The sequence below is a fragment of the Pseudomonas sp. 51_B genome (assembly GCF_017491595.1).
Classification (GTDB): Bacteria; Pseudomonadota; Gammaproteobacteria; order Pseudomonadales; family Pseudomonadaceae; genus Aquipseudomonas; species Aquipseudomonas promysalinigenes.
On the sequence record NZ_JAFGYW010000005.1, the window covers coordinates 250,060 to 265,067 of the forward strand.

The 15,008-nt window shown below is 59.3% G+C and carries 15 protein-coding genes, 2 rRNA genes and 2 pseudogenes; 7 read left to right on the top strand and 12 right to left on the bottom strand.

The genetic code is table 11. The features are described 5' to 3' along the window. Positions 1-2 precede the first annotated feature (2 nt). The gene (locus J5M56_RS09285; RefSeq protein ID WP_186478969.1) at positions 3-1,067 is read right to left on the bottom strand and encodes an AI-2E family transporter; all 1,065 of its coding nucleotides are present in this window, start codon (positions 1,065-1,067) and stop codon (positions 3-5) included. Positions 1,068-1,196: 129 nt separating this feature from the next. Between J5M56_RS09285 and yegQ the strand changes: the two genes are divergently transcribed. The 4 genes from yegQ to J5M56_RS09305 all read left to right on the top strand — a co-directional run bounded on the left by yegQ (position 1,197) and on the right by J5M56_RS09305 (position 4,576). Next, positions 1,197-2,531 (top strand): tRNA 5-hydroxyuridine modification protein YegQ, encoded by a 1,335-nt coding sequence (gene yegQ / locus J5M56_RS09290; RefSeq protein ID WP_207936566.1) that lies wholly within the window; start codon positions 1,197-1,199, stop codon positions 2,529-2,531. 105 nt (positions 2,532-2,636) lie between these two features. Further along, positions 2,637-3,065, top strand: a complete 429-nt coding sequence (locus tag J5M56_RS09295) for a DUF411 domain-containing protein (protein WP_207936567.1) — start codon at positions 2,637-2,639, stop codon at positions 3,063-3,065. Then, entirely contained in the window at positions 3,065-3,502 is a 438-nt protein-coding gene (locus J5M56_RS09300; protein WP_060480452.1) for a YqaA family protein, read from the top strand. The genes J5M56_RS09295 and J5M56_RS09300 overlap by 1 nt, the downstream gene beginning before the upstream one ends. Before the next feature lie 75 nt (positions 3,503-3,577). Continuing rightward, positions 3,578-4,576: an alpha/beta hydrolase gene (locus J5M56_RS09305; RefSeq protein ID WP_186478972.1), complete on the top strand. Its 999-nt coding sequence runs from the start codon at positions 3,578-3,580 to the stop codon at positions 4,574-4,576. 55 nt (positions 4,577-4,631) lie between these two features. Here the strand turns inward: J5M56_RS09305 and zapE are convergent, their stop codons facing one another. From zapE to J5M56_RS09340, 7 genes and pseudogenes are all read right to left on the bottom strand, one after another. Next, entirely contained in the window at positions 4,632-5,741 is a 1,110-nt protein-coding gene (gene zapE, locus J5M56_RS09310) for a cell division protein ZapE (protein WP_186478980.1), read from the bottom strand. 124 nt (positions 5,742-5,865) lie between these two features. After that, the gene (locus tag J5M56_RS09315) at positions 5,866-7,026 is read right to left on the bottom strand and encodes a PQQ-dependent sugar dehydrogenase (protein WP_207936568.1); all 1,161 of its coding nucleotides are present in this window, start codon (positions 7,024-7,026) and stop codon (positions 5,866-5,868) included. Between the two features lie 26 nt (positions 7,027-7,052). Continuing rightward, positions 7,053-7,361: a hypothetical protein gene (locus J5M56_RS09320; protein WP_186478974.1), complete on the bottom strand. Its 309-nt coding sequence runs from the start codon at positions 7,359-7,361 to the stop codon at positions 7,053-7,055. Between the two features lie 135 nt (positions 7,362-7,496). Continuing rightward, positions 7,497-7,670, bottom strand: a pseudogene (locus J5M56_RS09325) (arginase family protein); the annotation flags it as partial. A gap of 5 nt (positions 7,671-7,675) precedes the next feature. Next, entirely contained in the window at positions 7,676-10,099 is a 2,424-nt protein-coding gene (locus J5M56_RS09330; protein WP_207936583.1) for a TonB-dependent receptor, read from the bottom strand. Positions 10,100-10,228: 129 nt separating this feature from the next. Then, positions 10,229-11,104, bottom strand: coding sequence for a FecR family protein (locus tag J5M56_RS09335; protein ID WP_347709422.1), 876 nt, complete (start codon positions 11,102-11,104; stop codon positions 10,229-10,231). A 7-nt stretch (positions 11,105-11,111) separates the two neighbouring features. Further along, positions 11,112-11,615 (bottom strand): annotated as a pseudogene (locus J5M56_RS09340) (sigma-70 family RNA polymerase sigma factor); the annotation flags it as partial. A 135-nt stretch (positions 11,616-11,750) separates the two neighbouring features. On the opposite strand from J5M56_RS09340, the gene J5M56_RS09345 reads away from it, so the two are divergent. Next, positions 11,751-12,239, top strand: coding sequence for an LEA type 2 family protein (locus J5M56_RS09345; RefSeq protein WP_207936570.1), 489 nt, complete (start codon positions 11,751-11,753; stop codon positions 12,237-12,239). Between the two features lie 8 nt (positions 12,240-12,247). On the opposite strand, the gene J5M56_RS09350 is transcribed toward J5M56_RS09345, so the two are convergent. Continuing rightward, positions 12,248-12,511, bottom strand: a complete 264-nt coding sequence (locus J5M56_RS09350) for a hypothetical protein (protein ID WP_060480444.1) — start codon at positions 12,509-12,511, stop codon at positions 12,248-12,250. Positions 12,512-12,526: 15 nt separating this feature from the next. Between J5M56_RS09350 and J5M56_RS09355 the strand changes: the two genes are divergently transcribed. Continuing rightward, positions 12,527-12,961 (top strand): DUF883 family protein, encoded by a 435-nt coding sequence (locus J5M56_RS09355; RefSeq protein WP_225915490.1) that lies wholly within the window; start codon positions 12,527-12,529, stop codon positions 12,959-12,961. 3 nt (positions 12,962-12,964) lie between these two features. Here J5M56_RS09355 and J5M56_RS09360 read toward each other — a convergent pair whose 3' ends face one another. Then, positions 12,965-13,582 carry a tRNA-(ms[2]io[6]A)-hydroxylase gene (locus J5M56_RS09360; protein ID WP_186478978.1) on the bottom strand — a complete coding sequence of 206 codons (618 nt, stop codon included), beginning with the start codon at positions 13,580-13,582 and terminating at the stop codon, positions 12,965-12,967. A gap of 150 nt (positions 13,583-13,732) precedes the next feature. On the opposite strand from J5M56_RS09360, the gene J5M56_RS09365 reads away from it, so the two are divergent. Continuing rightward, positions 13,733-14,596, top strand: coding sequence for a universal stress protein (locus tag J5M56_RS09365; protein WP_186478979.1), 864 nt, complete (start codon positions 13,733-13,735; stop codon positions 14,594-14,596). A gap of 62 nt (positions 14,597-14,658) precedes the next feature. On the opposite strand, the gene rrf is transcribed toward J5M56_RS09365, so the two are convergent. Both rrf and J5M56_RS09375 read right to left on the bottom strand, forming a co-directional pair. Next, a 5S ribosomal RNA gene (gene rrf / locus J5M56_RS09370) occupies positions 14,659-14,774 on the bottom strand. A 128-nt stretch (positions 14,775-14,902) separates the two neighbouring features. Then, positions 14,903-15,008, bottom strand: a 23S ribosomal RNA gene (locus J5M56_RS09375); the annotation flags it as partial.

A 15,008-nucleotide genomic window follows, 5' to 3' on the forward strand; every position in this document is an offset into this window, starting at 1 on the left:
CATCACGACGGTAACTGCACCTGCGGCCTGCTTTCGGCGAAAATTGTCCAACTGGAAAGAAACAGCGCGGCGATCAACGGCCCGATCACGAAGCCATTGAGCCCGAACACTGTCAGCCCGCCCAGCGTAGACACAAGAATCAGGTAGTCGGGCATGCGTGTGTCCTTACCCACCAGGATCGGTCGCAGTAGGTTATCAACCAAGCCAATGACCAGTACGCCGAACGCGGCGAGGATCACCCCCGGCAGAATCGCCCCCGTCAACAGGAAGTAGGCGGCTACCGGGGCCCAGACGATTCCTGCGCCCACTGCCGGCAACAGCGACAGGAACGCCATCAGCACGCCCCAGATCAGCGCACTGGGAATATCCAGCACCCAGAAGATGAAGCCACCCAGTGCCCCCTGGGTAATAGCGACCACCACGTTACCCTTGACGGTAGCTCGTACCACGCGTTGAAACTTGAGCTGCAGCCGACGTTTCTGCTGCTCCGGCAGCGGCACCGCCATGCGTACGCGCCGCGCTATATCGGCGCCCTCACGCAGGAAGAAGTACAGCAAATACGTCATGATGCCGAAGCTCACCAGAAACTCGAACGTGCCCTGGCCGAAACTGAACGCCTGGCTGGCCAGCACCTGGCTACCTTGAGTGGCCCATTTGGTAATCTTGTCACGCAACCCCTCAAGGTTGCCCATGCCCAAGTTGTCCAGCCCGTGCTGGGCAAAGGCCGGAAGCATGTTCTTGCCATGCTCGACGTACCCGGCGATATCCAACTGCCCGCTTTCGATACGCTGATACAAGCTGGCGCCTTCCTGCACCAGCAGCGCACTGGTGACGATCACCGGCAACACCGCCACCAGCAGGCACACCAGCAACGTGGTGAGCGCCGCCAGGTTGCGGCGCCGGCCGAAACGCATGACCAAGTGACGCTGCAGCGGTGCGAACAGGATGCCGAGAATCACCGCCCAGAAGATGGCGCCGTAATAAGGCAGCAGAATCCAGGCGAAGGCGATGGTGACCAGCGCCAGGAGTACTGCCAAGGCTTTGTTCTGTAGAGCGTCGTGGTTCATGGTTGATCCTCAGGTGTCATGGTCCTTAGTGCATCTCACCTTTGCAAAAGTGCCAGCTTGGTCATGATTCAAATCAATACTCCGCTGCCAAACAACCCGTAGCATCCGCGGCTTTGCCCGGTGCGCCCGATGAACCTACCCGCCAAGCCTGAACTGCTAGCCCCTGCTGGCAGCCTGAAGACCCTGCGCTATGCCTTTGCCTACGGCGCCGACGCCGTCTACGCAGGCCAACCCCGCTATAGCCTGCGGGTGCGCAACAACGCGTTCGACCACGCGACCCTGGCCCAAGGCATCGACGAGGCGCATGCCTTGGGCAAACGTTTCTACGTGGTGGTCAACATCGCCCCGCACAACGCCAAGCTCAAGACCTTTCTAAAGGATCTGAAGCCGGTGATCGACATGGCCCCTGATGCTTTGATCATGTCCGATCCTGGCCTGATCATGCTGGTGCGCGAGCACTTTCCCACGATGCCGGTGCACCTTTCGGTGCAGGCCAATACGGTGAACTGGGCCAGCGTGCAGTTCTGGCAGCGATTGGGCCTGAGCCGTGTGATCTTGTCCCGTGAGCTGTCGCTGCAGGAAATCGAAGAAATTCGCCAGCAGGTGCCGGACATGGAGCTGGAGGTATTCGTTCACGGCGCACTGTGCATGGCCTATTCCGGGCGCTGCCTGTTGTCCGGATACCTGAACCGACGCGATGCCAACCAAGGCACCTGCACCAATGCCTGCCGCTGGAAGTATCAAGCCACCCCCGCCACACAGAACACTACCGGCGACATCGTCCGCGAGGTCGAGCCGACCTTGGGATTGGGCACGCCGACGGATCAAGTCTTCCTCCTACGCGAAAGCGAACGCCCGGACGGCGACATGCCGGCCTTCGAGGATGAGCATGGGACCTACATCATGAATGCCAAGGACCTGCGCGCCATCCAGCACGTCGGACGCCTGGCGGCCATGGGCGTGCACTCGTTGAAGATCGAAGGCCGCACCAAGAGCCACTTCTACTGTGCCCGGGCGGTACAGTCCTACCGCAAGGCCATCGACGATGCCGTAGCGGGTCGGCCATTTGACATGACGCTGATGGACAACCTCGAATCACTGGCGCAGCGCGGTTATACCGAAGGCTTGCTACGCCGCCATGTGCACGATGAATACCAGAACTACCAGCGTGGCAACTCGCTGTCTGACCGACAGCAATTCGTGGGTGAGCTGACAGGACTGCGCGTGGAGGGCCTGGCGGAGGTCAAGGTCAAGAACCGCTTCGCATTGGGTGATCACCTTGAGTTGATGACCCCGCGTGGCAACTACCACTTCGACCTGCACCGCCTTTGTGATCGCCAGCAACGTGACCTTGAAGTAGCGCCCGGAGATGGTCACGTGGTGTACCTGCCGATCCCCGAACAGGTATCGCTCGACTTCGGCCTGCTGATGCGCGACCTGCGCAACGATGAAAGACCGGCCTGAAACCACCGGCCTGCCAGCAGCGCTGCAGCGCATGATGCCTTGGGTTATCCTGCTGACCCACTGTCCAAGCCACAGGCCAGCCACGCCTACAGGAGTTGTCCCGACATGCTGCGTAAACACCTGATCACACTCGGCCTGCTGGCCATCACCGGCTTGGCCGAAGCCGCTGAAACCATTGATGTGTACCGCGACCCCAACTGTGGCTGCTGCAAAGCCTGGATCAGTCACTTACGCCAGAACGGCTTCACTGTGAACGACCACGTCGAGCCGAACATGAGCGCTGTCAAACAGCGCTTGGGTGTGGCGCCTCACCTGGCCTCGTGCCACACCGGGGTGATCGGCGGCAAGTTCGTTGAGGGCCATGTGCCTGCCGAGCAGGTGCGCCTGCTCGCTGCGCGTAAGGACCTCAAAGGCTTGGCCGTGCCCGGTATGCCGATGGGTTCGCCGGGCATGGAAATGGCTGGCCGCAAGGATGCCTACCAGGTCATTGGTGTGACCCAGGCTGGCCAGGACACCGTGGTCGCCAACTACTGATGCTGAGCCTGTGGGCGCTATTGCTTAGCGCTTTTGGGGCTGCCACCCTGCTGCCACTGCAATCGGAAGCGGTGCTGGTCGCGCTGCTGCTGCGCCAGCCCGAGGCCTGGATGACGTTGTTGGCAGTCGCCACCTTGGGCAATGTGCTGGGCTCGGTGGTGAACTGGCTGCTTGGCCGAGCCATCGAGCATCTGCGCCATCGGCGCTGGTTCCCATTCAATGCCAGCCAGCTTGAACGGGCACAGCAGCGTTATCAGCGCTGGGGCCAGTGGTCATTGCTGTTGAGCTGGATGCCGGTGATCGGCGACCCCCTGACCCTGATCGCCGGTATCATGCGCGAGCCATTCTGGCGTTTTCTGCTGCTGGTGACCCTGGCCAAGGGCGGGCGCTACATCGTCGTGGCGATGATTACGCTGGGCTGGTTTCATGCTTGGTAACACCTTTGCCCTTTGTGCTAGTCCACTGACTGCTACAGTCGCCAATTCCTACATGGTCCTACACGGAGTGCCCCCATGCTGCGCGCAACCGCTCTGGCCCTGGCCTGCCTCGTCAGCGTTTCGGCCATCGCCGCCGAAACACCCACCTACGGCAAACAGCTCGAAGGTTTCAGCTACCCCCACCCGCTCAAGCACTTTGACTTCCAGTCCCAAGGCCAGCAGCTGCAGATGGGTTATATGGACGTCCCGGCCCGCGGCCAAGCCAATGGTCGCAGCGTGGTACTGATGCACGGCAAGAACTTCTGCGCCGCCACCTGGGAGACCACCATCGAAGCGTTGAGCCAGGCTGGCTACCGGGTGATTGCCCCCGACCAGATCGGGTTCTGCACCTCGACCAAACCGGCCAATTACCAGTACAGCTTTCAGCAACTGGCGGCGAACACCCATGCGCTGCTCGAACAGTTGGGCGTCAAGCAGGCTGTGGTACTCGGCCACTCCACAGGCGGCATGCTCGCCACCCGCTACGCGCTGATGTATCCGCAGCAGGTCGAGCGCCTGGCACTGGTCAATCCCATTGGCCTGGAGGACTGGAAAGCGCTGGGTGTGCCTTATCGCACGGTTGACCAGTGGTATGCCCGCGAACTGAAGCTCAATGCCGAAGGGGTGCGCGAATATGAACGCAAAACCTACTACGTGGGCCGCTGGAAGCCTGAATACGAGCGCTGGGTACAGATGCTGGTAGGGCTGAATCAGGGGCCGGGGCATGAGGCGGTGGCGTGGAACTCGGCGCTGATCTACGACATGATCTTCACCCAACCGGTGTATTACGAGTTCAAAGACTTGAAGATGCCCACGCTGCTGCTGCTCGGTGACAAGGACACCACGGCAATCGGCAGCGATATCGCCCCGCCTGAGGTCAAAGCCAAGCTGGGCAAGTATCAGGACTTGGGGCCGCAGGTCGCCAAACTCATCCCGCAAGGCGAGCTGGTAACCTTCGAGGGCATGGGGCATGCGCCGCAGATCGAGGAGCCACGGCGCTTCAACCGTACGCTTGTGCAATGGCTTGAGCGTTGACCGAGTATCGGGGTGCTGTACCCACGGGCAGCAGCGCCCCCATGGCTGAGCTTGGTCAGGCAAAGCGCTGAAGTTGCATCTCCTTCAGCCGGCTCAGGGTTCTTTGATACGGGAACGCCAAATAACCCTGGGTGTAGAGCTCATCCAACGGAACCTGCGCTTGCAGATAAAGCGCCACGCGGCGGTCATAGCACTCATCGACCAATGCTATGAAACGGCGCACAGCATCGTCCTTGGGTGACAGCATCGGCAACTCACGGTCCCCGGCCGCGACCCGCGTAGCACCATCTTCGGTGCCACGGGCGATGCGCCCGGCGCGCTGCCGAGCTCCGAGAGCCGGAATACCTTCAACCAGAATCGCTGAAAAGCGGTCGCATAGCGCCATGAAATCCATCGCGGCCAATGGACGTTCGCACAGTTCGCTAAAGCGGCACCATACGGCCTGATCACTGCTGCGGATCACATCAATCTGCCGCGATCCGATCTGCAGCGGCGCATCGCTACCGGTGTCGCCGCCGCTGAGCTGCTGGAAGACCTTCTCCAGCGCACGGTCTTTGCTGCCTGCTTCGGCCACCCAGTAACGCTGAAGCGGTGTGCCGGGATGCAGGCGATGGTCGTGGTCGCCTGCCACCGAGAGCACCTGCATGTGACGCTCGATAGCGCCGATGGCAGGTAGGAAGCGCTCGCGATTGAAGCCGTCACGATACAGCTGGTGAGGCGGTTGATTGGAAGTGGCGACAATCACCACTGCGTGATCGAACAACACTTGGAACAGGCGGCCGAGGATGATCGCATCGCCGATATCGTTGACGAACAGCTCATCGAAGCACAAGACACGGATCTGCCCGGCCAGCTCCCGTGCCAGCGCCTGCAAAGGGTCAGCGGTACCGTTGAGCTGGAACAGCCGTTGGTGAACCCAGCCCATGAAGTGGTGAAAGTGCTGGCGCCGGGACGGCACGCTCAGGCAGCGGTGGAACAGGTCCATGAGCCAGGTCTTGCCGCGCCCGACTGGCCCCCAAAGGTACAGGCCCTGGGGCGTGTTACCCTTTAGCAGCACCTCGAAACAAGCTTGCAGGGCCTCGACAGCCTTGGCTTGCGCGGGGTCCTCGGCAAAGCCTTGTTCTGTAATCGCAGTGCGATAGAGATTCAGTGGGTCTGGTTGCATGACTGCAGGCTTGGCCATTGAGAGCTGCATTGTATGGGCTGGCCCTTTTGCGGGTAAACCTGACCCCACGAACACTGAACATGTATTTGAGGTAAGTCACTGTATGGCAGCGGCCGCCAGCGCTTTACAGGGCCTCTGAACCGTCACTCAACCCCACTTTCAGCAGCGCACCATCCTTGGCATCGGTCAGCACATACAGGTAGCCATCCGGCCCAACCCGCACGTCGCGGATCCGTGCTTTCAGTTCACCCAACAAGCGTTCTTCATGGACAACCTTGTCGCCATCGAGCTGCAAGCGGATCAGCGACTGAGATGCCAGAGCCCCTATGAACAAGTTGTGATCCCAGGCCTTGAAGGTAGGGCTGTCGTAGAAGGCCATGCCGCTGATACCTGGCGATTTTTCCCAGACATGGTGCGGGTCGACCATACCGTCCACATGCTTGCCCTTGGCCTCGGGGATGGGCAACAGAGAATAGTTGATACCGTGAGTGGCAATCGGCCAGCCGTAATTCTTGCCGGGCTGCGGGATGTTGATCTCGTCGCCACCGCGCGGGCCATGTTCGTGGGTCCAGAGCTTGCCAGTCCAGGGGTTGAGCGCGGCACCCTGTTGGTTACGGTGGCCGAACGACCAGATTTCCGGGCGCACGCCTTGCTTGCCGACAAAAGGATTATCCTTGGGTATCTCACCGTCGGGCAGAATCCGTACGACCTTGCCCTGAAGTTTGTCCAAATCTTGAGCGGTGGGGCGCTGGTTGTTCTCGCCCAAAGCCACGAACAAGAAGCCGTCGCGATCGAACACGAGCCGCGAACCGAAATGGTTGCCTACAGAGAGTTTGGGCTGTTGGCGAAAGATCACATTGAAGTTGTCCAGCCGGGCGCGATCTTCGGACAACTGGCCACGTCCCACTGCCGTGCCTGCCTTGCCATCACTGCCCTGCTCGGCATAGGACAGGTAGACCGTGCGGTCCTTTGCGAACTCTGGCGACAACACGACATCGAGCAATCCGCCCTGGCCTTCGCTCCAGACCTTGGGCACTCCGTTGATGGGCGGCCCGACCTTGCCTTCGGCGCTGATTACCCGAAGGTTGCCAGAACGCTCGGTAACCAGCATGTCCTTGCCACCTGGCAGAAACGCCAATGCCCAGGGGTAGCGCAGGCCATCAGCCAGAGTGCTGACGGTGAGCTGGCCTTCTTCACTGGGGAGCTGTTGCTCTGGAGCCGCATGAGCAATCAAAGGCAGCAATGCGGCGACTGTCAGGGTGGTCAACCAGGTGGCTCGGATCATTCGGAATTCCTTTCTGGCAGATGGGCTCAAGGCGCACGTGGGTTTTCGCGCGGCGGTCGGGAGGGTTCCAGGTTTGGCACCTGCTGCTGGCGGCGCAGGTTATCGCCGTTGCCGATGCCACGATTGTCCAGACTTGGTGTGCGGTACGTCGGTACTGTGGAGGGGCCGCGAACAGGTGGGGCGGCCGGAACGCTACCCTGACGGCTGTTGGGGTTAGCGCGCTGGATCGGGCTGTTGTAGGGATTACTGTTGCTCGCGGAGGGCTGCAAGGGCGTAGCCTGCGCCTGCAGGCACCATAGCAAGGTGATGGCAATCACCGGGGATGTAAGGTTCATGCTTCACCTCTTGTACGAAAATGCTCGCCTTAAGCAGTTTGATAGCCTAAGGCGCGCTGGGTTCGGGACAAAAGTATGAATGCGATTCCTCATGTTTCAGATAAGCCCGATGGGCCAGACCTTTACGTCAATGCATCACCGTGCAATATCGACCTTGTGCCGAGCCGCGTATAGGCACAGCATCTCCATGGCCAAAGTAGCGCCAGCCAAGGCCGTGATATCGGCATGGTCATAGGCTGGCGCGACTTCCACCAGGTCCATCCCCACGAGGTTGATGCCACGCAGGCCACCAAGGATTTCAGAGGCCTGAGCAATCAGTACGCCATGCTCCAGGTCAGGGTGTAGGTTCGCCCTCGGCCCTGGTAGTCATACAGATAAGCCGGGCCATAGGTCGGCGAATAGAACAATGTCGCCCGTTGGCCCCACACCGTGCTGTAACGCTTGTCCAGTAAGTTCTGGATACCCGCACTGAAGGTGCCAAAACCGGTGTCCTGGCTGGCAAGCAAATCGAAGGTGGTATAGCCGTCGATCTCATGGTCGGCATCGTCTTTGAGACTGAAAGCGTGATTGGCCTGCAGCCGGGCGCTGCGGCCATCCGCCTTGTAACCGACGAAGGCGGTGGCCTTGGACAGTGAAGCATAGCGGGCATCGCGCTTGATCCAGTCGCCATCGGCGCCCTGCTCTTCAGACCGGGTCAGGTGCAGCGTGCCGCCAGCTTCCCAGCCGGTCTGGAAGTGCCGGGTCAACGCGCCTTCAAAGCCGAAGTCGCGGCTCTTCTGGTCTTCGACGTCGATGGTTAGAGTCTGCGAGTCGACATTGATGATCTTGTCAGACCAAATGTAATACAGCGCCCCCTGCGCGTCCCAGTCCAGGTCCGCATAACGCCAACCCAGCTCGACCTGGCGGCTTTTGATGCCGGCCAGCGGGTTGTCCGCCACGCTCAGGCCCGGTTTACCGTAGTACTTCGCCGGGTCCGGCAGGTCGAAACCTTCGCCGTAATTGGCCCACAGCTGATGGCCGTTCTTGAAGTCGTAGATGGCGCCGGCATTGTACAGGTTGACCTCATAATCGTTGCTGCCACCCGGCACGCCTTTGAAATCGCTGACATCGACGTCCATTTGCTGGCGCCGGGCGCCGCCTGACAAGGTCAGGTTGTCGGTGGCGTGCCAGTCGAGCTGGGCATAGACCGAAACACCATCGACACGATAACTGGGATACCGCGCTGCTTTGCTCTGCTTGTCCAGGTCCAGGCCCCCGCTTTGGGATGAGGTCCAGGCGTCGAATGTGGTCTGGTCGGCACTGAAGCGCTCACGATCAAGGTCCAGGCCATAGGTCAGCTTGAGCGTATCCCACTGCTTGGCGAATAGCCCTTTGAGGCTGCTGACTTCGAAATTCTGCTGTGAGCCTGCAAAGTAAACCCCGCGCGAACCGGTCGGCGTAGCCCGGTTGTAATAGGGAAATGGATAGAAGTTGTCGTTTTCCTTGCGGTAGGAGGCCTGCAGGTAGAAATCCTGGCCAAGCACATCGGTATGGTGATAGTTGGCATTGAGCAGCAGACGTCGGGTGCGCGGCTGCAGATCCGAGGAATAGCCGCTGCGCAGCTCGGCATCTTCCAGGTCCGATGGCGCGTTGTAGTTCAGATTGGGAAAATAGATGCCAGTGCTGCCGTGATTGCCTGAATCGTAATACTGCGCCAGCAGATCGAGGCTCTGTTGGTCTGTGAGTTTCAAGCCAAGCGAGCCCAGCACATCGAGCGTACGGTTGTATTGCAGGTCGGTCTGGGTGTTATCGATGAAAATCTGCTCGCCCGCGCCATCGTAGAACGCCTCGTTCTGCTCGCCGGAAACACCCAGGCGTGCGCTGACTCGGTCGTTGCCGCCACTGATCGACTGGGCGAAACGCGTGGCCAAGTCGTCACTGTTGTTGAAGCCGGAGCTCGCACCCAACTGGGTTTCGAAGCGGGCCGGGCCTGGTTCGCCCTTCTTGGTGACGATGTTGATGATGCCGCCAGTGGCGCCGCCGCCATAGATGGCACTGGCCCCGGAGAGCACCTCGACGCGCTCGACGTTGAACGGTGAAATGCTGTCAAACTGGCGTGAAAGCCCGCGCGAGCTGTTCTGACTGACACCGTCGATCATCACCAGGACATTGCGCCCACGCATGTTCTGGCCATAGTTGGTGCGCCCTTCGGGGGCCAGGTCCAGGCCCGGCACGAGCTTGCCGATGGCCTCCTTGAGGCTGACGCCGCTGTCGATCTGTTCACGCAGTTGCTGTTGGTCTACGACCCACACTGTACCGGCTATTTCACTGATGGCGGTGCTGGTGCGCGAAGCGACGCTGACTTCGATGGGTTTGAGGTTGACCGCCTGCGCAACAGGCACGGCCGTGCGCAAGGTGACCGTACGCGCATCGGTGAACTGCCAAGCCATGCCGCTGCCTGCGAGCAGCAATTGCAACGCCTGCTCGACGCTGTAACTGCCTTGCAGCGCCGGGCTGCTAAGCCCAGCTACCTCACCCGTGGTGTACAACAGTTGCAAACCCGCCTGGTCGGCAAAGGTAGTCAGGGCCTGATCCAGCGGCTGCGCCGGCAGGTCCAGTTGAACTACACGCGCCTGGGTATGTGCGACCCCATCGGAGGCCGCCCACCCCTGGATGGGGCCAGAAAGCACGGCCAGCGCACTGCAGGACATCAAGGCCAGGTGAAGACGACTTCCGAGACGGTGGTAAGGCTTGGGCATAAAAGACACGAATGAGCTTCCAGACAAGTCGTAATTAAGAATGGGTTACTGATCAGTCCCACTACGACGATCTGGCACAGCCAAACTTGCAGCACCAAATGAAAAAAATTCTGATTATTTTTTACAGAATCAATGCACCACGGCCAGCCATGGCAGATGAGTGACCTTGATGCCGTAGCGCTGCTCAAGGGTGTGCAGCAGCGCTTGAGGGTCGTTCAGGTCGAAGACACCACTGATTTGCAGGGCCCCCAATGTGCTATCGGACAGCACGATTCGGCCGTGCTGGTAGCGCTCAAGCTCCGCGAGCACCTGGCGCAGCGGTTTGCCATTGAATATCAGCTTGCCGCGCTGCCAGGCTGTCTGCGCCTCGGCGTCGGCGGCGACGGCCAGGGGAAGCCCGCCGATACTGGCACTGCCCTGGGCCAGTACCACCTGGCCGTTACGACGCACACTGAAGGTTGCAGCGCGGCTTTGCACCGACTGCCCTGCGGTTTCGACCACGAAAGGCCGTGGATCATCAGCAGTTTCGAACAACGCCTCACCCGCTTGCAGCCTCACCCGGCGCTCACGTGCACTAAAAGCCACGCTCAAGGCACTTGCGCTGTTGAGCGTAACCTGCGACCCGTCGGCCAAGGTCACGCGTTGTTGTTCGCCAATGGCCGTGCGGTAGTCCGCCAACCAAACAGGCATCTGTTGCCAGCCGCTGTAACCTACGATCAGCAATACCAGCGAGGCAGCGATGCTCATTGCCCAGCGTCGCTTGCTGCGGGGCTCAGGGACCGTCGCCTGCCCTTGGGAAATTGGCGCGTGGCCGATTTCTTCCCACAGCCCCTCGGCTTCGCGTCCGGCTTCGGCATGAGCCGGGCTCAATTGGCACCAACGCTGGTAACGTTCCCGGTCGGCCGGGCTGGCATGGCCTGAGTGCAGCAGCACCTGCCAGTCGAGGGCATCGTCGGACAAGTTGCAGATGGGCTGAGGAGAAGGCATGGTCAACCTGTCAGTCATGGTTGTGCTTGAGCCAGTCGCGACAATGGCGCAGCGCTTGGCCGATGTATTTTGCCACCATGCTTTCGGAAACACCCAGTCGTTGTGCAATCTGTGCGTGGGTCAGGCCATCGACCCGGTTCAGCAATAGCGCCTGACGCGCATTGGCAGGCAGTTGCATCAGCGCCTCATCCAGGATCTGCAAGCGCTCACGCGCGAGCAAAGTCGCCTCCGGGGCAGGCCGTGTACACGCAACCTCGCCTGTGACATCGCTTTCATTGTGGCTGGCGGCAATGCGTTGTTCGCGGCGCAATGCATCGATGGCCAGGTTTGCAGCCACGCGAAAGATGAAACTACGCGCATGTAGTACGGCCACCGATTGTTCGTCGATCTTCAGCAGCTTTAGATAAGTTTCCTGAGCCACGTCAGCTGCACGCTGCCGATCACTCATACGCCGGGTAAGAAAACGCAAAAGGTCGTCGTAATGCTCTTGGAAACTTGCCAGCAAACCGGAGGCGGGTGATGTCAGCATGAGGTAGAGGTGCTGCCAGTAAGATGAATTATCGGGCGTTAATGAGAAACAGTATCTTTCATAACACCGGGTACTTTCAACGCTGACGTGCATTTGACACACTGCGGCCTCAACTTCGTCGGCAAGGTACTTACAATGGCTGCCCGTTTGCCCCGTTATGTCCGCATGCTCCTGGCTCTGTTTCTGGCAAGCGGCCTCAGTGCCTGCGCACTGTTCCAGGCCCATGACCCGCTCAACATCAGCGTGATCGGCGTCGAACCTTTACCAGGGCAAGAGCTGGAAATGCGCATGGCCATTAAGCTAAGGGTGCAAAACCCAAACGAGGCGGCCATCGACTACAGCGGCGTAGCCCTGAACCTGGAGGTCAACGGCCAGCCGCTGGCAGCAGGCGTCAGTGACCAGCAAGGGCATATCGGCCGCTACGACGAAGGCGTAATCGTGGTACCTGTGAGCGTCACAGCATTCGCCTTCCTGCGTCAGGCCTACGGGTTGGGCAAGCTTGATTCGTTGCAGGGACTACCTTACAAGCTTCGCGGCAAGTTGGCCGCAGGCCCGCTGGGCACCGTCCGCTTCACCGACGAGGGCAAACTAGACCTGCCCAAAGATGGCAGCCTTTACTGGTAAGGGCCGTATCAACGATTTGCGCTGGCTGCGGCCATCATTTTGTTGACCTCGCTGCGCACCATATCGGCGTACTCGGGTGGTGACATGCTGTCGAGCTCGGTACGCACCCACTCTGCCCACTTGCCCTTGCGGCGAGATTTTTCGGCGATCAGCCGGGCGGCCTCGCCCTTGGCCTTACCTAGGTTGTTCTTCCACATCTCGAACAGCCGGGCCTTTTGCGCCTCGATCTGCGCCCGTTCCTCGAAGCTCATGTTGGCCAGATTGAAACTCATGGATGCACCTGCCTGTTGAACACGGGCGCTATCTTACACCGGGAGGGTGTATCAACGACAAAGCCATCGCAACTTTCCTGGCGCGCCGGCATCCATTGTACAAACCACTGCATCGACGAGGACGTGTTCATGGCTCGAAAAAAAACCACTTTGGCCGACAATGATCAGATCAAGGATCAAGTATTCAGTGAGCTGCAGGCATTGATCGAGGAATCGGAAAAGCTGCTCAGCCAAAGCGCCACACTGGTGGGTGAAGAAGCTGAAACCCTACGGGCTCAGATCAGCCTGAAACTGCGTCAGGCAGGCCAGGCTGCCGGCCAGGTACGCGCCAAGGCGCAGCCGGCAGTTGAGGCCACCGAAAATTATATTGGTGGCCATCCATGGCAGACCGTTGCAGTGTCAGCCGGCTTCGGTTTGGTAATAGGTTTGATTTTGGGGCGTCGCCACTGAATCTCAGGCAGCCTGTACCATGGGAATTCCGCTGTGAAAACGTAGTTCCTGGTCCGGTGACGTGATGAGTTCGGCCTCGGCCTCACGAACTAGGGTGATGCGGCGGTCAATATCCGTCTCGTCACCATACTGGTGGGCCAGCTTCAGGTAGCCTTGGTAGTGACGTGCCTCGCTCTTTAGCAGGCCGTGGTAGAAACTGCCGAGTTCTTCATCCAAGTGAGGCACCAAGGCTGCAAAACGCTCGCAACTACGCGCTTCGATGAATGCCCCGACTACCAGAGTATCAACCAGCTTGGCCGGCTCATGGGCACGCACCAATCGACGCAGACCCGAAGCGTAACGGCCTGCCGATACCGGTCGCAGCGGCACTCCTCGACGCTTCATCAAGCGCAGCACCTGTTCGTGATGCACCAGCTCTTCCCGTGCCAGCCGCGACATCATGTTGATCAGGTCCAAGTGGGTGTTGTACTTGGCAATCAGGCTCAACGCGGTGCTGGCAGCCTTGAATTCGCAGTTCTTATGATCGATCAGCAAGGTTTGCTGGTCGGCAAGTGCTGCCTCTATCCAGGCATCTGGGGTTGGGCAGCCAAGAAAAGCTTCGATTTCGGGGATCAGGGACATATGCGAACAACCACACTGGACAGGCAAGACCGGCGATTATACCGACGGTGGCATGCAGCACCAGTGACTATGCTTGATGTACATCAAACGGCGATACGAGAGGCGCCGACTATAGTCAGGCATGCCCATCCCCAGAAAGGAGTTCTCACCATGCAAGCGGTTCGCAGCATTCTGGTCGTCCTTGACCCCGAACATGCCCACAGCCTTGCACTGACGCGAGCCAAACTGATCGCTGGTGTGACCGGAGCCCGTCTGCACTTGGTGATGTGTGACAAGAAGCACGACCACAGCGCCCTCCTCAGCCTGCTCGGTAACCAGCTGCGCGAAGATGGTTACGATGATGTCACCCATGAGCAGACCTGGCACGAAACCCTGCATGAATCGATCATCGCGGTGCAGCAAGCCGAAGGTTGCGAGTTGGTCATCAAGGAGCATCGACCGGATAATCCACTCAAAAAAGCACTATTGACGCCTAGCGACTGGAAGCTCCTACGCCAGTGCCCTTGCGCTGTATTGATGGTCAAGAGCGAGCGGCCTTGGACGGGCGGTGTGATCTTGGCGGCGGTGGATGTCGGCAACCAGGATGAGGATCACCGTCGATTGCATGCCAGCATTGTCGACCATGGCTATGGAATTGCGGGCTTGGCCAAGGGGGCCCTGCATGTGGTCAGTGCCCACCCCTCCCCTATGCTTTCAGCAGCTGATCCCGTGTATCAACTTACCGATACGATTGAAAAGCGCTACCGAGAAGCCTGCAGAGCGTTCCAAGCGCAATTTGATATCAGCGAAGATCACCTACACGTCGCGGAAGGCCCCGCCGATGTATTGATCCCATACTTCGAGAAGAAGTTGAATGCAGTTGTCACGGTGATCGGTACCGTCGCACGCGGCGGAGTTTCCGGGGCACTGATAGGCAATACCGCAGAAGTGGTGCTCGACTCGCTGGAGGGTGATGTTCTGGTGCTAAAAAGCGAAGAAGTAACAGCCCATCTGGCGGAACTTGCTCAAGGATAAGACGTACCTGAGAAAGACAAAACCCCTACCTGCATACGCAGATAGGGGTTTTGCGAAATGAATCTTGACGATGACCTACTCTCACATGGGGAAACCCCACACTACCATCGGCGATGCATCGTTTCACTACTGAGTTCGGGATGGGATCAGGTGGTTCCAATGCTCTATGGTCGTCAAGAAATTCTGTAGCCAGAATGTCCTGTTGGACAGCCCAGCGAATTCGGATATGCGATTTGTGATGTTGCGAATTTTCGGGTCTTTCGTCTTCACCACCACAATCTGCGCTGCAGATTGCTTGGGTGTTATATGGTCAAGCCTCACGGGCAATTAGTATTGGTTAGCTCAACGCCTCACAGCGCTTACACACCCAACCTATCAACGTCGTAGTCTTCGACGGCCCTTTAGGGGATTC